Raw genomic sequence first — 18406 nt, 5'->3', positions numbered from 1 at the left:
AAAAGCCCAGGTCAGCGCCGCCCGGGAACAGAAATCCGGTCCAGGTCAGCGGCCAACACCACCGGCCCGTCGAACTCCGCACCGGCCTGGGACACGAAGTTCGGCTCCTCGGACTCCTCATAGCGCTCGGACAGGTGAGTCAGCACCAGCAGGCGCGCCCCCGCTCGCGCGGCGATCCGCCCGGCCTGGCGCGCGGTCAGGTGCCCGTACCCCCGAGCCAGGTGCTCCTCCGAATCCAGGTAGGTCGACTCGATGACCAGCATGTCCGCCCCCTGGGCCAGCTCCACCGCCTGCTCGCACTCACCGGTGTCCATGACGAAGGCGAACACCTGACCGGGCCGGGGCACCGCGCAGTCGGCCAGCTCCACCACACGCCCCTCCGCCAGTTCCAGCGACCCCTCGCGCTGGAGCCGGGAGACGTCCGGACCACGCACCCCGAAGTGCCGCAGGCGCTCGGGCAGCATCCGCCACCCGTCCGGTTCCTTGAGCCGGTACCCGTAGGCGGGCACCGAGTGGCGCAGCGGCAGCGCCGTGATGGTGAAGGGTTCGTCCGCACCCACCGGGCAGCTGCCCGACCCGCCCACGGGCTGGGGCACGATCACGTCGGTGTCGCGAAAGGACGTGGCGTGGCGCAGACGGCGCCAGTACTCCTCACCAGCCCCGGGATAGGCCACCCGCACCGGGTGCGGCACCTGGTCGCGGGCGATGCGCTGGATGGTGCCGGGCAACCCCAGGCTGTGGTCGCCGTGGAAGTGCGTCACACAGATCCGGGTGATGTCACTGGCGGCCAGCCCGGCCAGGCGCATCTGCCGCTGGGTGCCCTCGCCCGGGTCGAACAGCACACCCTGGTCGCCCCAACGCAGGAAGTAGCCGTTGTGGTTGCGCCGCCGGGTGGGCACGGCGCTGGAGGTCCCCAGGACCACGAGTTCGCGTACGGACATGGTGCGCATTGTGCCACCGCTGGACCGGCGTGCCCGCGTTCCCCCGGACGTGCACCCAGCGGCACCGGAGGTACATTCAGCGAGCGCGGACCGGGTTCACGCGGCCGCCGCCGCACCCCCGACAGCATCCGAAAGGGGCAGCGGGGCGTGCGGCGGTTCAGCGCACGCCCGTGGCCCGGGCCCGGATCACCGCCGCGCGGGGCCCGTCGGTGAAGGGCCCACCGTGCCCGGGCAACAGCACCGTCTCCTCGGGCAGGTCAACCAACCGATCCAACGACTCCAAGGCCTGGGCGCTGTCGTGCGTGGACATCCGGCTCACCACCCGCGGCCCCGAACAGCCGACGCTGGGGTCCTCGGTGACCAGGGTGTCACCCGTGAACACCACCCCTCGGTCCGCGAAGGACACCAGCACACTGCCCGGGGTGTGCCCCGGCGCGGACAGCACCCTGGGCTGTCCCGGAACCTCCGTCAACACCTCGTCGTCACCGAAGACCGAGTACTCGCGCACCCGGTCCGAGCTGAACGCCCCGGCGTACCCCAACTGCATCAGCGACCGGGTCGAGGAGGGGTAGCGCGCCAGGTAGGGCAGCAATCGACGCTCGGGAGGGGCGTGGATCACCGAGCTGGTCGGACCGTCCTCGAGGATGGGCGCGTCCGCCTCGTGCACCCACACCCGGGCCCCGCCCTTGTCCCGGGCGCGCTCAGCCAGCCCGGTGTGGTCGGGGTGGGCGTGGGTGAGTACCACCGCGCGCAGCCGTCCCCCCACCCAGGCGACCGCGTCCAGGAACCGGCCGCTGTGCGCGGGCAGCCCGGCATCCACCATGACCAGACCTTCAGCGGTTTCCACCAGGTAGAAGTTCACGAGCTCGTCACCGATCCGGTGCACGCCGGGGGCGACCTCCACAGGCACATGGGTCATGTTTCCTCCCGGTGGGTCACGGGTGAGCACACGGCGATGGACCCCACCTTTCACTTCTACCCCCATACACCCCTTCTAGCGCTCCGCGACCCACCGGCCACCAGCCCGTTCGGCGCACCCGTGCTCCCCAAGCACCGGATGCCCCGGTGAACCTTCGGCTCCGCTGCTGCGGGGCTGCGTGCGCGCAGGGCCCCCCTGGACTAGCGTCGGCCAGGTGAGCGACATCGACCCCGTACCACCACCCTGGGCGGTACCGCGAGAGCTGATCGCCTCCACACCACACGTGTGGAGTGAGCCTGCCTGAAGATGCCCGACAAGCCCGCCTCGACGCTGCCAACCCCCACCCTCCCGCCCCACAACCTCTGGACAAAAAGCACCAAAAGCCCGAACCCAAACGACATAAAGCCCGCAGAACAGCATCAACGATGCCCAAAAGGCCAAATCCTGCTACCGTGCGGGTCGCGAACTACGGGATGATTTAGGAGACCTGAACATGGGGCAACAGCCTCGCGAGCAGTGGGGGACGCGCGCGGGATTCCTGCTGGCCGCGATCGGATCGGCCGTAGGACTGGGCAACATCTGGCGATTCCCCTACATCGCCTACGACAACGGGGGCGGGGCTTTCCTCCTCCCCTACCTCATCGCCCTGTTGACGGCGGGCATCCCGCTGCTCATCCTCGAGTACAGCATCGGACACCGGTACCGTTCCTCGGCTCCGCTCGCCTACCGGCGCATCTCCCGCCCGGCCGAGGCCATCGGCTGGTGGCAGGTAGCGATCTGCTTCGTCATCGCCATCTACTACGCCGTCATCGTGGCCTGGGCCGTGCGCTACACCTGGTTCGCCGTCGGACAGCAGTGGGGCGATGACCCCGACGGATTCTTCTTCAACGACTTCCTCCAGGTCAGCGACGGCCCCGGGATGGTCTCCGGATTCGTCAGCGGGGTGGCCTGGCCCCTGGTAGCCGTCTGGGCCCTCGTCCTGACCGTGCTGGCCCTGGGCGTACGCAAGGGCATCGAGAAGGCCAACAAGATCTTCATCCCCCTGCTGGTGGTGCTCTTCGTCCTGCTCGTCATCCAGGCACTCACCCTGGACGGGGCCACCGCGGGCCTGAACGCCCTGTTCACCCCGGACTGGGGCGCCATGCTCGACGGCGGGGTGTGGATCGCCGCCTACGGGCAGATCTTCTTCTCCCTGTCCATCGGTTTCGCCATCATGGTCACCTACGCCTCCTACCTGCGCCGCAAGGTCAACCTGACCGGGTCGGCCATGGTCGCGGGCTTCGCCAACAGCTCTTTTGAGCTCCTGGCGGGTATCGGCGTCTTCGCGGCCCTGGGCTTCATGGCCGCCACCGCGGGAACAGCCGTTGACGAGGTCGCCACCGCCGGGATCGGACTGGCCTTCGTCGCCTTTCCACAGATCATCTCCACCCTGCCGCTGGGCGGAGCACTCTTCGGGGTGCTGTTCTTCGGCTGCCTGGTCATCGCCGGTCTCTCCTCGTTGATCAGCATCGTCCAGGTGATCGTCTCCGCGGTACAGGACCGCACCGGCCTGGGTCGCGTCCAGACCGTACTGCTGGTCGGCGGAGCCACCGCGCTCGCCTCGGTCCTGCTCTTCCCCACACCCCAGGGCCTGTACTTCCTCGACACCTTCGACCACTTCATCAACCAGTACGGCATCGCGCTGGCCGGTCTCGTGATGGTGCTCGTGTTCGGCTGGCTCCTACGCAGGCTCCCCCTGTTCGAGAAGCACGCCAACGCCATCTCCTCCATCCGCCTCGACTGGTGGTGGAAGATCGCCCTGGGCGGTATCACCCCCGTCCTGTTGGGCTTCATGATGTGGGACAGCCTGCGCGCCGAACTGACCTCCCAATACGAGGGCTACCCGGAGGGCTTCCTCCTGGTTGCCGGTTGGGGAGTCGCCATCGGCGCCATCGTCTTCGGTATCGCCGTCGCCTGTGTCCCCTGGAAGCGCGCCGACACCATCGCCCGCCGAGACGCCGAGCGCGTCGCAGCCCAGCCCGACGGTGAAGCCCCCGCCCAGCTGGACGAACCCGACAAGATCGCGGCACCCCGCACAAGCGACAACGACCAGGAAGGGAAGGGCCACTGATGTCCACCAGCGCCATCGTCATGATGGTCGTCTCGATGATCGTTCTCTGGGGCGGCCTGGCCGCAGCCGTGCTGCACCTGCGCCGCCACCCCGACGAGCCCGAGTCGGAGCAGCCCCCGAACTGAACCGCCAACGTCCCAGGGGCGGTGGACCGCACAGCGCGGTCCACCGCCCCTGGGACGTTCCCCCGGTCGGCGCAGGACAACAGCCAGGGCGTCGGCTCTCTCCCCACGCTGCCCGCCCGGCCCCCGCCGCTGGATGGGCCCCTGGCCCGGATGGAGTCAGACCGGGCCAGGGACGGCTCAGGCGGCGAACTCCCGCACGATCCGCGCACAGAACGCGGGCAGGTCATCGGGGTTGCGGCTGGTGGTGACACCGTGGTCGGTGACCACCTCCTCCTCCACCACCACGCCCCCGGCGTTGCGGATGTCGGTGCGGATACTGGGGTAGGAGGTCACGGTGCGCCCGCGCACCACGTCGGCCTCCACCAGAACCCAGGGTCCGTGGCAGATGGCCGCGACCGGTTTGCCCTGGGCCACGAAGTCGCGCACGAACCGTACCGCGTCGGCGTCCGACCTCAGGTTGTCCGGATTGATCGTGCCGCCGGGGATGACCAGCGCGTCGTAGTCATCGGCCCCGACCTTGGACACCTCCTGGTCCACATCGAACCGGTCGGCCGGTTCGATGTCACCGTTCATGGCCTGGATCCGCCCGCTCTGCAGCGAGACCAGATCTACCCGGGCCCCGGCCTCGGCCAACGCCTGCCGTGGTCGGACCAACTCCACCTGCTCGACCCCGTCAGCGGCCAAAATCGCCACCCGGCGGCCGGTGAGTACGTCAGCCATGATGTCCCCCCGTGTGCTGCTCGGTACTGCACGGACAAGCGAACCCGGATGAGTCCGCTACCACGTGCGGCCCTACCCGCTCGGGGCCGATGACTCACCCCTGGCGCCCCAACTGCCCAGCTCCGGCCCGCCTGCGCAGACCCCGCACATCCCCCGTGATGTCCACCTTCGACCCCGAGAACACCTCGAAGTCACCGCGGAGCACGATGCGCGTTCGACCGAGAACCATCCGCCGCCACGGTGGATCGCACCCAAGAACCAACCCCCAGCGACACCTCCACAACCGGAAAGGGCCCGCATGCCCGCGACCCGCCACCTGTACCTGGCCCGTCATGCCCAGGCTGACCCGGCCACCGGGAAACTCACCGACACCGGCCGCCGCCAGGCCGAACTCCTCGGAGCCCGGCTGCGCGAGTTCGCCCCCCAGGCCCTGTGGCACGGCGCCCTGCCCCGGGCCACCCAGACCGCACACCTGGTCGCCGACCACCTGGACGGCGTCAGACCGGTCGCACTCCCCGAAGCCGGCGACTACGCCCCCCCACCTACCCGAACGCCACGAGATCCCCGACGCCCACGCCGACGGGGTCCTGGACTTCCTGGCCCGGATCCCGGCCGCCGAACGCTCCCCGGAACTGGGCCAACGGGCACTGGAACTCCTCACCGGCCCCGCGCAGGGCTCACAAGAACGCCGGGAAGTAGTCATCACCCACGCCTACCTGGTGGGATGGTTGGTGACCGCCGCCCTGGACTCCCCGCCCTGGCGGTGGGTGAGCGTGGGCGCGGCCAACGCAGGGCTGACGATCATCCGCTACACACCCCGGAGCCCTTCGTCGCTGCTCACCCTCAACGACCTGGACCACCTGCCGCCCGGACTGCGCTGGACGGGCTTGCCACCCCACCTGCGCCCCTGACTCAGCCCGGGGTCCCCTCCCACTCCTGGGCGGGGACCCGCTCAAGCAGGTCGATGAGGGTGTCAGCCCTGGCCACCACGGCGTCGGGGTCCAGTTTGCCGCTGCTTCAGGACAGCAGGTGCTGACCGGTAAAGCGGAACGGCACCCGTTCCTCGACCCTCCCCAACAGCCAGGCCTGGAGCTCGGGACCCAGCACCGCCAGGGCGAATTCGGGACCCGGAGACGGGTCGGTGGTGGGTGTTGATCGGGGTGTGGCCATCACCGCCGCCCTGTCCGAGGGGCGGATGTCGAACTGCCCCCAACCCTCGACGAAAGAACGAGCTTGACGCCGCAAACACGAGCGCCGCGCCGCCCGCGCCCCCAAGGGCAGTCCCGCCAAGGCCGCTGAGTACGCCAAGGCGGCTCGGCTCAAAGCTCGGGAGGCGGCTCGGCGTAAGGACTGGGTGGAGAAGACCTCCACGATGCTCGCCCGCAGCTTCGAGCTGGTCCGGTTCGAGGATCTGAAGGTCACGAACATGACCGCCTCCGCGAAGGGCACGGCGGAGCAGCCGGGCAGCCGGGTTCGGCAGAAGTCGGGGGTTGAACCGGGCCATCCTGGCTCAGGGGTGGGGGATGCTCCGCCAACGCACCGGCCACAAAGCTCTGGGGCGGGTGGAGGACGTGCCCGCTCGCAACACCAGTCTGCGTTGCTCCGAGAGTCACCGGCCAGCCCTGCGACAGAGCCGCCAGCGGCACCACCCACGGGAAGTGCCCCGCGGCCACCACCCACTGCTCCCCGACCAGATCGAGAAACCCACAGCCCCCCTTGCAACCCTTCCAGCACATCGCAACGCTCCACCCGCCCACCAGCGACGATCGCCAGGGGCCACCCCCGACGAAGGTCAGGGATCAGCCTCTGCGCCCCGGCCTTCGTCGGGAAAACCGACCGCACCCGGCCGCCACCCCACTCCCCTCACCGCTACCGCCATAGGCTGGCCCCATGCGATTCGGCCTGCCCGCACCCGACCGGCACACCCTGCTGGACCTGGCCACCGTCGGGATCAGCGCCCTGACGGGCGTGGCCCTGGCCCGCACCGTCTCCGCCGACTCCCCGTCCCCGCCGCAGCGGTCCTGGCCCTCTGCCTGCTCCTGTCCGCGACCCTGCTGTGGCGACGCGCCCACCCCCTGACCGTGCTGTGGGCCGCCACCGCCGCCGGAGTGGCCGCCATCGCCATCGCCCTGACCACCGGTCCCCTCTTCAGCGCCGACACAGCCTTCGCACTGGCCTGGTTCCCACCCACCGCGCCCTTCGCCGCCTACGCCGCGGCCCTGCACACCCCGCCCGACCGCAGGTTCTGGATCCCCTTCGCCGCCCTGGCCGGGGTCTGCCTGCTGGCCGCCGACCCCACCAGCATCAGCGGCACCGGGGTGCGCACCGTGCTGTTCGTGGACCTGGCCGCCGCCGTTGCCCTGTACCTGTCCACCCATCGACGCCTGGTCGAAGCGCTACGCGAGCGCGCACAACGTGCCGAGAACGAACAACACCTGCTCGCCCAGCAGGCCCGCGCCGACGAACGCGCCCGCCTGGCCAGCGAAATGCACGACATCGTCACCCACCGGGTCAGCCTCATCGTGCTCCAGGCCGGAGCCCTACGGGTGAGCGCACACGACGAAACCGTGCGCACCGCCGCCGAGGAACTGCGCGCCACCGGCCACCGCGCCCTGAGCGAGCTACGCGACCTCACCGGCGTGCTCTCCCAAGGGCACGACGCAAGCGATCCGAACAACCCGGGCGACATGAATGACCTGGCCCACCTGCCCGCCCCGGGCCTGAGCGACCCCGACCCCCACCAGCTGGTCCAGGACACCCGCCGCACCGGCACCACCGTGGACCTGCACACCCAGGGCGACCCCGCGCTCGTCTCACCCCTGGTCGCCGCGACCCTGCGCCGCCTCGTCCAGGAATCCCTGACCAACGTGCACAAACACGCCCCGGGCGCACAAGTACAGGTACGCATGCACTACGCCCCCACCGCCGTACGGGTCAGCGTCACCAACACCGCCCCCACCCGCGCCCCCGACCCCCAACTCGTCTCCACCGGCTCAGGCCGCGGACTCACCGGCCTGCACCGACGCGTGGAACTCCTGGGCGGGCTGTTCAACGCGGCCCCCACCTCCGAAGGCGGGTTCGAGGTCAGCGCCAGGCTCCCCGCCCACATCCCCCTCAACGCCCACATCCACCAACCCTCACCGTGAGCGCACCCGCACCACAGCCCCGCCCACGCCGAACCCGACCAACGAAAGAACCCACCGGTGACCCACGAACCCAGCTCCCGGCTCCGCGTCCTGATCGTGGACGACGACCCACTGGTCTGCGCGCACCTGCGCACCATCCTGGGCGTGGACCCCCACATCACCGTCGTCGACCAGGCCCACGACGGCCAGGCCGCCGTCGAAGCCGCCCACCAGCACACCCCCGACCTCGTCCTGATGGACCTGCGCATGCCCGTCCGCGACGGCATCAGCGCCACCCAGGAGATCACCGCCCAGCCCACACCCCCGGTCGTGGTCGCCCTGACCACCTTCGACGCCGACGAATACGTCCTGCGCGCCCTGCACGCCGGAGCCTCGGGCTTCCTCCTCAAATCCACCCCGCCCGAGGACCTGGCCTCGCTGATCCGCGTCGCCGCCCAAGGACACACCGTGATGTCCCCCGAAGCCACCCGCCGCCTGCTCACCAGCGCCCACACGGCCCAGAGCCACCGCCTGGACCGGGCCACCCTGGTGGCCTCCCTGACCGAACGCGAAACCGAGGTCCTCACCTGCCTGGGCGAGGGGATGACCAACGGCCAGATCGCGGGACGGCTCTTCCTGGCCGAGGCCACCGTCAAGGGCCACGTCTCCCGCCTGCTGGAGAAACTGGGCTGCGACAACCGCACCCAGGCCGGACTACTGGCCTACGAGGCGGACCTTCGCTGAACCCGCACCCGGCCAACCCCGGCGCGCACCACCGCCCCCGCGCCGGTTCGCCCTATCCTGGCCAGCACACACTCCCGGGAGGAACACACGTTGGACGAGCCCCGCGACCGGCTGCGCCCCATCGACCTGGCCCGGGCCGCCGGGATCTCCACCCAGCAGGTGCGCAACCACGCCGACGAGGGCGTCCTGCCCCCGACCGCACGCACCCCCGCCGGGTACCGGGTCTTCACCGAACGCCACCTCCGGGCCCTGCTCACCTTCCGGGCTCTGAGCGCGGGGTTGGGCGGTGCCACCGCCCGCCAGATCATGGCCGCCGTGCACGCGGGCGACCTGCCCCGGGCCTTGGCACTGATCGACGCCGCCCACCACACCCTGCACGAGGAGCGCACCGCCCTGCACACCACCGGCCAGGCCCTGGCGGAGGTCGCCGAACAGCCCTCCCAGGTATCGGCCGCGCCCACCGGGGACCTGCGCATCGGTGAGGTCGCCGACCACCTGGGAGTGCGCACCTCCACCCTGCGGGTGTGGGAGGACGCCGGACTGCTCGCCCCCAAGCGCGAACACCCCACCGGATACCGCCTGTACACCCCAGCCGACCTGCGCGAGGCCCGGATGGTGCACCTGCTGCGCCAGGTCCGCTACCCGCTCCCCGACATCCCTCCGGTCATCCACGAGCTCCGACGCAGCGGCGGCAGCCAGGCCCTGCGCGCCGCCCTGGCCCAGCGCGGCGCCGAACTCACCCGGCGCTCACGGGCCATGCTCACCGCCGCCGCCCGCCTGAACGAGTACGCCGAGTACACCCGCTAACCCGGCTGGCCCTCCTCCACGGCGAAGACCTTGCCCGGGTTGAAGATGCCCCTGGGGTCCAGCGCGTCCTTGACCGCCCGGTGCATCGCCAGTACCTGCGGCCCCAGTTCGTCGGCGGCGCCGCGCATCTTCAACAGCCCGACCCCGTGCTCACCGGTGACCGTCCCGCCCACCGCCAGGGCCTGGTCCACGATCACCTCGAACGCCTGCTTGGCCCGGTTCTTGGCCTCCTCGTCCCCGGCCGGGACGATGAACAGGGGATGCAGGTTGCCGTCGCCCGCGTGGGCGACGTTGCCGATCTTGGTGTCGAAGCGCTCCCCGGCCGCCTCGATCGCCTCCAGCATGTGCGGCACCTGCGCCTTGGGCACGCACACGTCCTCGGTCAGCAGCGGCCCCAACCGCTCCAGCGCCGGATAGGCCAGCCGTCGCGCCTGGAAGAGCGCCTCGGCCTCCTCGGCGTCGGTGGAGCGCACCGCGTAGACCGCCTTCTCCTGCTCGAAGCACTCCAGGATCCGGTCGGCCTCCTCCTGCCCCGACACCCCGGGCAGATCACTGCGGGCCAACAGCAGTACCTCGCCCTCAGCGGACAGGCCCATGTTCTTCCACTCGTCCACGGCCTGCAGGCAGAACCGGTCGATGAGTTCCAGTGCCGAGGGCACGATCCCCGCCGCCGAGACCGCGGCGACCGCGCGCCCGGCGTCGGCCAGGGAGTCGAAGTAGCCCACCACGGTGTGCTCCACACCCCGACGCAGCGGCACCAGGCGCAACGTCACCTCGGTGACCAGCCCCAACGTGCCCTCCGAACCCACCATCAGTCCGGCCAGGTCGTACCCGGTCACGCCCTTGGCGGTGGTCTTTCCCAGCCGCACGACCTCACCGGTGCCCACCACGGCCTCCATACCCAGCACGTAGTCCCGGGTGACGCCGTACTTGACGCAGCACAGCCCGCCGGCGTTGGTGGCCACGTTCCCGCCGATCGTCGACCACGGCGCCGAAGCGGGGTCGGGCGGGTACCACAGGCCGTCCTGGGCGACCCTCTCGCGCAGGTCGTTGTTGACCACACCCGGCTGGACGGTGACGGTCTGCTGGACGGGGTCCACCTCCAGCACCCGGTTCATCCGTTCGAAGGAGACCACCACCCAGCCCTGACCGGCGTTGGCCGCACCCGACAGGCCCGTCCCGGCCCCGCGCCCGACCACCGAAACCCCGAGCTCGGCGCAGATCCGCACCACCGCGGCGACGTCGGCGGTGTGGCGGGGACGCACCACTGCGGCCGCAGTCCCATAGGGCGCCCACTCGGCCTCGTCATGGGAGTAGCCCTGTACCACCGTGGGATCGGTGACCACCTGTTCCGTCCCGATCGCGGCCAACAGCTCCTCGACGACCCCGGACATGGGCACGCTCCTCACCACTGTGTGTCGGCGCTCACTGCGCTGACGCTGCCCAGCACTCTAACCGGACAAGTGGCCCCATCACCCCATGCCTTCCGGGTGCTGGCACGCCGCACCACCCCAAGAGCGCCAGGTGCCGAACTCCCGCCCGACGCCCGCACCCGGCCAGCCTGAGATGACACACCACGAAACCCCACCAAAAGTCCCCAAAGCCACCCCGTGACGGTGCTAGCTTGGACCACCAAAGCCCGACAAGCACCAGCAACAGTCGGCGTCAACCGCGGCCGCGGAGGTGGGGACTTGAACACGATCCTGGTCACCGGCGCCACCGGAACCCTGGGCATCCCCGTCGTGGAACAACTACGCCGCACCGAGCACCCGGTACACACCCTGAGCCGCCACCCCGGCACCCTGGCCGACACCGCCCACGCCGTCGACCTGCGCACCGGTCAGGGACTCATCCAGGCCCTGACCGGCGTCCACACCGTCGTGCACTGCGCCACCAGCCCCACCGGCGGCGACATCCAGGCCGCCACCCACCTCATCCGCGCCGCCCGCACCACCGGCCTCACCCACCTGGTCTACATCTCCATCGTGGGCTGCGACCGGATCCCCCTGAGCTACTACCGCGCCAAACACACCGTCGAGGAAGCCCTGCTCGCCTCCGGCCTGGGCGTGACCATCCTGCGCACCACCCAGTTCCACCCCCTCATCGCGGACATCTGCGCCCGGTCCGCCCGCCTGCCCGTGATGCCCTATCCCGACATCGACGTCCAGCCCATCGACCCCGCCGAGGTCGCCCTGCGCCTGGTCCGCCTGGCCCTGGAAGAACCCGCCGGACGCGTCCCCGACCTGGGCGGACCCAACATCGAGTCCTTCCACGACCTGGCCCGCACCTACCTGGACACCACCCGTACCCCGCGCCGCCTGCTCCCACTGCGCCTACCCGGGGCCACCTTCGCCGCCTACCGATCCGGCGCCCACCTGACTCCCGACCAGGCCGTGGGCCGCACCACCTTCGCCCAGTACCTGACCCGCAACCAATGACACACCCGGCGCCTCGGGTTCCCACACCCCGCCCCCGGTTCAGCCTCGAACAGGTCAGCGCGATCCTCGACGAGCGTTTGAGGGCCGCCCCGGCCGCCCTGGCCGCCCCCAGGACCCACAGAGTTGGGTGTACCGAGATCCGGACCCCACTGACCAGACCCGGCAGCCGGCCGAGCAGCGCGCAAAGAAGAGGCGGGGTGCGCACCCCCGCACGCACCCCAGACCTCGTCCCCGGGACTCAGCTGCTCAGCTTGCGGTAGCGGTGCAGCGCCAGCGGAACGAACACCGCCAACAGCACCAGCGGCCACACCACCGCCATCAACAACGCGTTCTGAGCCACCCACGACTCACCCACCACCGTGGTGTTGCCGAACAGCTCACGGCAGGCCAACACCGTCGCCGACAACGGGTTCCACTCGGCCACCGGCGCCAACCAGCCCGGGATCACCTCGGTGGGCACGAACGTCTCAGCCACCATCGCCAGCGGGAACACCAGCGAGAAGAACTTCATCGCCGCCTCAGGACTGCGCACCAGCAACCCCAGGTAGATCCCGATCCAGGTGAACGCCAACCGCAGCAGCAACAACAACCCCAGCGCGGCCAACGCCGCCACCGGCCCGTTGTGCCACTGCCACCCGATCAGCAACCCCATCCCCACCAGGACCACCAGGTCCACCACGGCCGAGACCACATCCGCCATACTGCGCCCCACCAACAGCGCCGAGGGCGCCATCGGCAGCGTCCGAAACCGGTCCACCACACCACGGCCCACATCCGTGACCACCGCGATCGTCGTGTTCCCGATCCCGAACGCCATGGTGAGCGCGAACAGCCCCGGCATCAGGAAGTCACGGTAGTCCTCACCGCCCACCCCCATGGCCGCGCCCATCGCCTCCCCGAAGACGAAACCGAACAACAGCACCGCCAGCACCGGAATCATCAACGTGCCGACGACCTCGTCGGGCTTGTACACCAGGTGCGCCAGGTAGCGGCGCGCCACCACCGTCGAGTCGGCCACCGCCCACCCCGCACGGCGCACCCACACACGCGGACCCCGGGGCTCGCGTTCGTGGCCGGTCAGCTCGGGTACCTCCTGCCCGCCCGGCACCGGTTTGGTCGGCGTGATGGTCATGACCGCTCCTCCTTCGCCCCGCGACAGCTCGCACCCGGCTGGTCGGGACCCCTCAGTCCTGCCTCTCCACCCCCGGGGAGCGCACTGCCCGAGCCCACCTGAACGCCACCGCCCTGCCGCCCCGCATTCTGCTCCCCGGTCAGACTCAGGAACACATCATCAAGAGTGGGACGCCGCAACGCGATGTCCTCCACGTCCAGACCCGCCTCGTCCAGAGCCCGCACCACCCTGGTCAGCGCCGCACCGCGCCCACCCATCGACACCCGCACACCCAACGCGTCCACATCCACCTCCGGCCGCGCCCCCGACACCCGTCCCAACACCTCCGCGGCCACCGACAGCTCCTCGGCCCGGGCAACCACGACCTCCACCCGCCCACCGCCCACCCGCTCCTTCAACTCCTCCGGGCTGCCCTCGGCGATCACCCGCCCCGAATCCACCACCGAGACCCGATCAGCCAACCGATCGGCCTCCTCCAGGTACTGGGTGGTCAACAGAACCGTGGTGCCCGCCGCCACCAGCTCACGCACCGCCCGCCACACCTCGGCGCGGCTGCGCGGATCCAACCCGGTGGTGGGCTCGTCCAGGAACAACACCCGCGGATCCAGCACCAACCCGGCCGCCAGATCCAACCGGCGGCGCATCCCACCCGAGTAGGTGCGCACCGACCGATCAGCGGCCCCGGTCAAGTCGAAACGCTCCAACAACTCCACGGCCCGCTCCCTGGAGCGCCTCCGCCCCAGGTGGTACAGGCGACCGAACATCTCCAGGTTGCGCCGCCCGCTCAGGATCTCGTCCACCGCCGCGTACTGGCCCACGAACCCGATCCGGGACCGCACCAGCCGCGCCTGGGTGGCCACGTCCGCCCCCGCCACCCGGGCCCGCCCCCCGTCGAACCCCAACAGGGTGGCCAGCACCCGCACCGAGGTGGTCTTACCCGCCCCGTTGGGGCCCAGCAGACCGTGCACCGTCCCCGGCTCCACCGCCAGGTCCACCCCGTCCAAGGCGACCCTGCCACCCGGGTAGAGCTTGCGCAGCCCCTCGGCCTCGATCACCGGTTCGCCACTCGTCCGGCCGCTCACGAGACCACCACCTCCCCGGTGTACTCACCAAGCGGCCGCCGCGGAGCCGGAACAACCACCGGTGTGACCTCCTCATAACGCCCCAACACGATCCGCGCGATGTTGCGCACCGACTCACTGCCCTGCCGGTAATAGGAGCAGTGCCCCGAAATGTCACCGGTCTCGAACACCCGCGCCCCGTACCCGCGCCGCATCGGCGAGGGGCCGTGCCCGATCTCGCCCACATGCCCCCGCGGAAAGAACCGGATCCAGTCACTGGGCCCCAGCGCCGCCCACAGATTCCCCGAAAACCCCAACTCCTGGCGCGAACGCGCCCCCATCCCGGGACTGCCCAACGCCACACAGTCACTGACCCGCCCCTGCCCCAGGGCCAGGCCGCACACCACCGTGCCGTAGCTGTGCCCCACCAACGTCACCCGCGCCGAACTGGGCAGGAACCGGGTCAACCGCACCAGGTCCCGGGCCCCCTCCAGCGCCGGACGGCGCGAGACCGCCTCACCGAACCCGCGCGGGGTCCGGTACCCCACCCACACCACCACCGCTACCCGCTCACCCGGCGCCACCTCACCCATGGTCTCCAGCAGCGTCTGGGCGTTGGCGCGCGGCCGTGTGGCCCGCTTCTGGTTGAAGTAGTTACCCAGGTAGTTGTCGTTACCCGGCACCAGGACCGCGATGTGATCCGCGGTGGCCGCGTCCCCCAACTCCTCCACGATCCGACCGTCCTCGGTCCCGTCACAGGCCAGCAGGCGAACGCCGTACCCCAGAGCGCGCCCGTAGCGGAGCGGGGTAGTGACCGAGTTGGTGGATGGGCCCGCCGTGACCATGAATCTCCCCGAAGTTGCGCGGACAACAGGCTTTCTGATGAATTCCACGCTAGAGACGCCACCGCCCCTGCCGCGATGACGCAGACACCCTCTTGCAGGTCCACTCCCACCCACCACCAGCAGTGGTGCCAGCACTACCTCACACCCGAGCAAACGCCCTGAACAGCACAAATTCGCTTGCCCACCGCTTCGGGGCCCTGCGAGCATGCCCCCATGCAGATCGTGACCCTGGCCCAGCGCCCGGACCTGACCGAGGTCCTGGAGCGCCCCGAACTCAACCCCGGCCCCGAACTGATGTTCCACGACACCACCGCCGAGGAACTCTGGGGCGACCTGGCCGAGGAGTTCGGCGACTACCAGCTCGCCCTGCTGAACGGCGACGACGTCATCGCCCGCGCCCACGCCGTCCCCCTGGCCTGGCACGGAACCCCCGACGACCTGCCCGGGGGCGGCTACGACTGGGCGCTCGAACAGTCCCTGGCCGACAAGGCCGCCGGGCGCACCCCCACCATCGCCTCGGCCCTGTACATCGCGGTCTCCGCCCACCACCAGGGCACCGGGGTCAGCACCCGCATGGCCCGGGCCCTGCGCCAAACAGCCGCAGACCACGGCCTGTCCGCACTGGCCGCACCCCTGCGGCCCACCCTCAAACACCGTTACCCGCTCATCCCCATGGCCGAGTACGCCACCTGGACCCGCCCCTGCGACGGACTGGCCTTCGACCCGTGGCTACGCGTGCACCAGCGCATGGGCGCACACCTGCTCCACCCCTGCGAGAATTCGATGCGGGTGCAGGGTTCCGTTGCCGACTGGCACCAGTGGACCGGCATGGACTTCCCCGGCAGCGGACCACACGTCGTGGAGGGCGCACTGTCCCCCGTCACCATCGACCTGGCCGCCGACCAGGGGCACTACGTCGAACCCAACCTGTGGGCCTGGCACCCCATCACCTGAACCCCAACTCCCCCACCTACAACCCCATTGCGAACCGGAGCCACCCCCCATGAGACCGTCGACACCGCCCCTGCCCCCAACTCAGGGACTCCACACTGACGGCACCATCACCCGCGAAGGCTCATTGCCCCTGGTCCCCACCGCCTTCACCCCCGTGGTCGACGCCCTGCGCACCCGCCTGGGCGAGACCTTCAAAGACCGCATGCACAGCGCCTACCTGTATGGCAGCATCCCCCGCGGCACCGCCACACCCGGCGTCTCGGACCTGGACGCACTGGTGGTCCTGCACACCACCCCCACCGAAGACGACCGTGCCCGGGCCATCGCCCTGCAAGAAGAGATCGACGCCGCCTTCGACCAGGTCGACGGCGGCGGCATCCTCCTTGACTCGGTGCCCAACCTGACCAGCGACCTGGAACTGTACGACGCCGGGTTCTTCCTGGCCTGCCTGTGCACCCCGCTCAGCGGCCCCGACCTGGCCCAGCAGCTCCCCGACTACCGGCCCACCACCCTGCTGGCCCGCGAAACCAACGGCGACCTGCACCTGACCCTGCCCCGCTGGCGCACCCGCATCGCCCAGGCCACCACAGACACCGACTACACCACCCTCAGCCGCGGCGTTTCGCGCCGCCTGGTACGCACCGGCTTCACCCTGGTCATGCCCTCCTGGGGCGGGTGGACCAGCGACCTGGACCTGGCCGCGAACGTCTTCGGCCACTATTACCCCGACCGCCACGACCAGATGCGCACGGCGGCCCACGCCGCCCAGCACCCCACCACCGACCCCGACCACCTGCGCGAACTCGTCGAAGACCTGGCGCCCTGGCTGGCCAAGGAGTACACCGCCACCCACGGCGTCAAGGCCCCCCGCCCCTGAACGAGACGCCCACCCCCCGGCCCAGAACGGGCCCGGGCTCCCACCAGAGCCGGTGAGAGCCCGGGGGCGCAACAGCCTCGGCGACACAAGGCGGGCCGCTCAGACCCGTTCCAGGGGTACGTGCGCCCCCACCGGCTCGACCACCGTCACCGCCATCCCCGGCTCGACCACCCCGCCCGCCAACACCACACCCATCACACCGGCCCGGCGCACCAGCTCACCCCGCTCGTCCCGGTACACCATCTGCTTGAGCAGCCCCTGGGAGAACCCGTCGATCTGCGCGCACGGGTTGCGCAGCCCGGTGATCTCCACCCGCGCCTGCCCAAAACCGAGCACCGTGCCCCGGGAGAGCCCCAACAGATCAATCCCGCGGGTGGTGATGTTCTCCCCCATCTGACCCGGCGCGACCGCGAACCCGGCCAGGGCCACCTCCTCCAGGAGTTCGGCGTGGATCAGGTGCACCTGGCGCAGGTTCGGCTGGGTCGGGTCCACAGCCACCCGGGAGCGGTGCTTGACCGTCTCACCCAGGTGCGCGTCCCCTTCCACCCCCAACCCGGCCAACAGGCGGATACTGCCTCGGACGGGTTTGCTGAACGTGTGCTCACCACTGCTGCTGACCGACTCCACGACGGCGGCCATGGCCACCCTCCTCCTGGACGCGTTTCCACGGGCTCCCCCAGCCTAGACAGCCCGCCCCAACGACTTTCAGGTCACCCCACACCGGCCACACACCTGTGCACACCCCTGGGTCAGTGCTCACCGCCCACCGCACGCAACCCAGCGCGGATCAGCCGATCCAACGCCACCTCCGACGCCTGGTCCGCGGGCAGGTACACCACCAGGTACTGGCCCTGGGCGTCCCACCGCTCATAGGAAAGACGCAGCTCACCCACCTGCGGGTGGGACAGCCGCTCCACCCCGCTCACCAACGGCGCCGACTCCGGGAGCGCCATCCGCTCGGTGAAGGGCGCACCACCCACGATCGCCAACTCCTCCACCAGGTGCGCCAGGTGCGGATCCTGCGGGGCCGCCTCCGCACGCAGCTCCGCCAACCGCGCATCGGCCACCACCTCCCAGTCCGGGTAGACCGACCGGGCCCGATCATCAGCGAAAACGAACCACACCCGGTTCGCGGGCTGGTCATCCTCCACATCCAACAACCCCAACGGCCCCATCAGACGCTCATAGCCCTTCGTGTGCGCGAGCGTCTCACCCAACCGGTTGAACAGCGCCGCCGGAGCGGGCTCCAACCGCTCCAACAGAGCCCGCGTCACGGCCCGCACCCCCCGCTCCGGAGGCAACCCGCCCGGGCACAGCGCACCCGCACCCGACGCCACCTTCGACAGGTTGCGCAACCGCACCCGCTCACCCACCGCCAACCCCAACGCGTCAGCCAACGCCACCAACACCTGCGGCGACGGGTTGCGATCACGCCCCTGCTCCAACCGGGTCAGGTAGTCCACGCTCACACCCGACAGCGTGGCCAGCTCCGCCCGACGCAACCCCGGAGTGCGACGGCGCGCACCCACCGCCAACCCCACCCGCCCAGGCGGGGTCGACTCACGGCACTCCCGCAGGAACGCACCCATTCCGCTCTGATCCATGGGC

At 70.5% G+C, this 18406-nt stretch carries 20 protein-coding genes and 1 pseudogene; 11 read left to right on the top strand and 10 right to left on the bottom strand.

The annotated features are described in order from the left end of the window. Nucleotides 1–11 precede the first annotated feature (11 nt). Nucleotides 12–941, bottom strand: coding sequence for a ribonuclease Z (locus NE857_RS16445; RefSeq protein ID WP_254421791.1), 930 nt, complete (start codon nt 939–941; stop codon nt 12–14). 157 nt (nt 942–1098) lie between these two features. Then, a complete protein-coding gene (locus tag NE857_RS16440; protein WP_254421790.1) occupies nt 1099–1860 on the bottom strand; it encodes an MBL fold metallo-hydrolase in 762 nt (253 codons plus the stop codon). Nucleotides 1861–2353: 493 nt separating this feature from the next. Between NE857_RS16440 and NE857_RS16435 the strand changes: the two genes are divergently transcribed. Together NE857_RS16435 and NE857_RS16430 are read left to right on the top strand one after the other, a co-directional pair. Beyond that, the gene (locus NE857_RS16435; RefSeq protein WP_254421789.1) at nt 2354–3970 is read left to right on the top strand and encodes a sodium-dependent transporter; all 1617 of its coding nucleotides are present in this window, start codon (nt 2354–2356) and stop codon (nt 3968–3970) included. Then, entirely contained in the window at nt 3970–4095 is a 126-nt protein-coding gene (locus tag NE857_RS16430) for a methionine/alanine import family NSS transporter small subunit (protein ID WP_254421788.1), read from the top strand. Before NE857_RS16435 ends, NE857_RS16430 begins: the two co-directional genes overlap by 1 nt. Before the next feature lie 177 nt (nt 4096–4272). On the opposite strand, the gene NE857_RS16425 is transcribed toward NE857_RS16430, so the two are convergent. Further along, nucleotides 4273–4815, bottom strand: coding sequence for a type 1 glutamine amidotransferase domain-containing protein (locus tag NE857_RS16425; RefSeq protein WP_254421787.1), 543 nt, complete (start codon nt 4813–4815; stop codon nt 4273–4275). 298 nt (nt 4816–5113) lie between these two features. On the opposite strand from NE857_RS16425, the pseudogene NE857_RS34540 reads away from it, so the two are divergent. Both NE857_RS34540 and NE857_RS34535 read left to right on the top strand, forming a co-directional pair. After that, a pseudogene (locus NE857_RS34540) lies at nt 5114–5254 on the top strand (histidine phosphatase family protein); the annotation flags it as partial. Between the two features lie 121 nt (nt 5255–5375). Next, nucleotides 5376–5726: a histidine phosphatase family protein gene (locus tag NE857_RS34535; protein WP_254422004.1), complete on the top strand. Its 351-nt coding sequence runs from the start codon at nt 5376–5378 to the stop codon at nt 5724–5726. Nucleotides 5727–5832: 106 nt separating this feature from the next. Here the strand turns inward: NE857_RS34535 and NE857_RS16410 are convergent, their stop codons facing one another. Further along, nucleotides 5833–5985: a hypothetical protein gene (locus NE857_RS16410; RefSeq protein ID WP_254421786.1), complete on the bottom strand. Its 153-nt coding sequence runs from the start codon at nt 5983–5985 to the stop codon at nt 5833–5835. A 720-nt stretch (nt 5986–6705) separates the two neighbouring features. Between NE857_RS16410 and NE857_RS16405 the strand changes: the two genes are divergently transcribed. The 4 genes from NE857_RS16405 to NE857_RS16390 all read left to right on the top strand — a co-directional run bounded on the left by NE857_RS16405 (nt 6706) and on the right by NE857_RS16390 (nt 9491). After that, nucleotides 6706–6894, top strand: a complete 189-nt coding sequence (locus NE857_RS16405) for a hypothetical protein (protein ID WP_254421785.1) — start codon at nt 6706–6708, stop codon at nt 6892–6894. Between the two features lie 2 nt (nt 6895–6896). Beyond that, nucleotides 6897–7961 carry a sensor histidine kinase gene (locus NE857_RS16400; protein ID WP_254421784.1) on the top strand — a complete coding sequence of 355 codons (1065 nt, stop codon included), beginning with the start codon at nt 6897–6899 and terminating at the stop codon, nt 7959–7961. Between the two features lie 57 nt (nt 7962–8018). After that, entirely contained in the window at nt 8019–8684 is a 666-nt protein-coding gene (locus NE857_RS16395; RefSeq protein WP_254421783.1) for a response regulator, read from the top strand. A gap of 90 nt (nt 8685–8774) precedes the next feature. Further along, nucleotides 8775–9491, top strand: a complete 717-nt coding sequence (locus NE857_RS16390) for a MerR family transcriptional regulator (RefSeq protein ID WP_254421782.1) — start codon at nt 8775–8777, stop codon at nt 9489–9491. Here the strand turns inward: NE857_RS16390 and NE857_RS16385 are convergent. After that, the gene (locus NE857_RS16385) at nt 9488–10885 is read right to left on the bottom strand and encodes an FAD-binding oxidoreductase (protein WP_254421781.1); all 1398 of its coding nucleotides are present in this window, start codon (nt 10883–10885) and stop codon (nt 9488–9490) included. The genes NE857_RS16390 and NE857_RS16385 overlap by 4 nt on opposite strands. Before the next feature lie 297 nt (nt 10886–11182). On the opposite strand from NE857_RS16385, the gene NE857_RS16380 reads away from it, so the two are divergent. Next, the gene (locus NE857_RS16380; RefSeq protein ID WP_254421780.1) at nt 11183–11929 is read left to right on the top strand and encodes an SDR family oxidoreductase; all 747 of its coding nucleotides are present in this window, start codon (nt 11183–11185) and stop codon (nt 11927–11929) included. A 238-nt stretch (nt 11930–12167) separates the two neighbouring features. Here the strand turns inward: NE857_RS16380 and NE857_RS16375 are convergent, their stop codons facing one another. Genes NE857_RS16375 through NE857_RS16365 form a run of 3 tightly spaced genes read right to left on the bottom strand, consistent with a single transcriptional unit; the run spans nt 12168 to nt 14967 of the window. Next, nucleotides 12168–13061: an ABC transporter permease gene (locus NE857_RS16375; protein ID WP_254421779.1), complete on the bottom strand. Its 894-nt coding sequence runs from the start codon at nt 13059–13061 to the stop codon at nt 12168–12170. After that, nucleotides 13058–14143 (bottom strand): ATP-binding cassette domain-containing protein, encoded by a 1086-nt coding sequence (locus NE857_RS16370; RefSeq protein WP_254421778.1) that lies wholly within the window; start codon nt 14141–14143, stop codon nt 13058–13060. The genes NE857_RS16375 and NE857_RS16370 overlap by 4 nt, the downstream gene beginning before the upstream one ends. Next, nucleotides 14140–14967, bottom strand: a complete 828-nt coding sequence (locus NE857_RS16365) for an alpha/beta hydrolase (RefSeq protein WP_254421777.1) — start codon at nt 14965–14967, stop codon at nt 14140–14142. Before NE857_RS16365 ends, NE857_RS16370 begins: the two co-directional genes overlap by 4 nt. Before the next feature lie 213 nt (nt 14968–15180). Here NE857_RS16365 and NE857_RS16360 point away from each other — a divergent pair, with 213 nt between their 5' ends. Both NE857_RS16360 and NE857_RS16355 read left to right on the top strand, forming a co-directional pair. Beyond that, a complete protein-coding gene (locus tag NE857_RS16360; RefSeq protein ID WP_254421776.1) occupies nt 15181–15921 on the top strand; it encodes a hypothetical protein in 741 nt (246 codons plus the stop codon). Nucleotides 15922–15970: 49 nt separating this feature from the next. Beyond that, a complete protein-coding gene (locus NE857_RS16355; RefSeq protein ID WP_254421775.1) occupies nt 15971–16798 on the top strand; it encodes a nucleotidyltransferase domain-containing protein in 828 nt (275 codons plus the stop codon). 99 nt (nt 16799–16897) lie between these two features. Here the strand turns inward: NE857_RS16355 and NE857_RS16350 are convergent, their stop codons facing one another. Both NE857_RS16350 and NE857_RS16345 read right to left on the bottom strand, forming a co-directional pair. After that, nucleotides 16898–17437 (bottom strand): MOSC domain-containing protein, encoded by a 540-nt coding sequence (locus NE857_RS16350; RefSeq protein WP_254421774.1) that lies wholly within the window; start codon nt 17435–17437, stop codon nt 16898–16900. Between the two features lie 110 nt (nt 17438–17547). Continuing rightward, a complete protein-coding gene (locus NE857_RS16345) occupies nt 17548–18402 on the bottom strand; it encodes a helix-turn-helix domain-containing protein (RefSeq protein WP_254421773.1) in 855 nt (284 codons plus the stop codon). Nucleotides 18403–18406: the final 4 nt, after the last annotated feature.

The sequence above is a fragment of the Nocardiopsis exhalans genome (assembly GCF_024134545.1).
GTDB classification, from domain to species: domain Bacteria; phylum Actinomycetota; class Actinomycetes; order Streptosporangiales; family Streptosporangiaceae; genus Nocardiopsis; species Nocardiopsis exhalans.
Note: the sequence above shows the minus strand (reverse complement) of the source record. Positions and strands in the feature narration are given on the sequence as shown.

Excerpts from the sequence above, each read along its gene's own strand:
- NE857_RS16445 (WP_254421791.1), bottom strand. The coding sequence starts at position 941 with ATGTCCGTACGCGAACTCGTGGTCCTGGGGACCTCCAGCGCCGTGCCC.
- NE857_RS16440 (WP_254421790.1), bottom strand. The coding sequence starts at position 1,860 with ATGACCCATGTGCCTGTGGAGGTCGCCCCCGGCGTGCACCGGATCGGT.
- NE857_RS16435 (WP_254421789.1), top strand. The coding sequence starts at position 2,354 with ATGGGGCAACAGCCTCGCGAGCAGTGGGGGACGCGCGCGGGATTCCTG.
- NE857_RS16430 (WP_254421788.1), top strand. The coding sequence starts at position 3,970 with ATGTCCACCAGCGCCATCGTCATGATGGTCGTCTCGATGATCGTTCTC.
- NE857_RS16425 (WP_254421787.1), bottom strand. The coding sequence starts at position 4,815 with ATGGCTGACGTACTCACCGGCCGCCGGGTGGCGATTTTGGCCGCTGAC.
- NE857_RS16410 (WP_254421786.1), bottom strand. The coding sequence starts at position 5,985 with ATGGCCACACCCCGATCAACACCCACCACCGACCCGTCTCCGGGTCCC.
- NE857_RS16405 (WP_254421785.1), top strand. The coding sequence starts at position 6,706 with ATGCGATTCGGCCTGCCCGCACCCGACCGGCACACCCTGCTGGACCTG.
- NE857_RS16385 (WP_254421781.1), bottom strand. The coding sequence starts at position 10,885 with ATGTCCGGGGTCGTCGAGGAGCTGTTGGCCGCGATCGGGACGGAACAG.
- NE857_RS16375 (WP_254421779.1), bottom strand. The coding sequence starts at position 13,061 with ATGACCATCACGCCGACCAAACCGGTGCCGGGCGGGCAGGAGGTACCC.
- NE857_RS16365 (WP_254421777.1), bottom strand. The coding sequence starts at position 14,967 with ATGGTCACGGCGGGCCCATCCACCAACTCGGTCACTACCCCGCTCCGC.
- NE857_RS16360 (WP_254421776.1), top strand. The coding sequence starts at position 15,181 with ATGCAGATCGTGACCCTGGCCCAGCGCCCGGACCTGACCGAGGTCCTG.
- NE857_RS16355 (WP_254421775.1), top strand. The coding sequence starts at position 15,971 with ATGAGACCGTCGACACCGCCCCTGCCCCCAACTCAGGGACTCCACACT.
- NE857_RS16350 (WP_254421774.1), bottom strand. The coding sequence starts at position 17,437 with ATGGCCGCCGTCGTGGAGTCGGTCAGCAGCAGTGGTGAGCACACGTTC.
- NE857_RS16345 (WP_254421773.1), bottom strand. The coding sequence starts at position 18,402 with ATGGATCAGAGCGGAATGGGTGCGTTCCTGCGGGAGTGCCGTGAGTCG.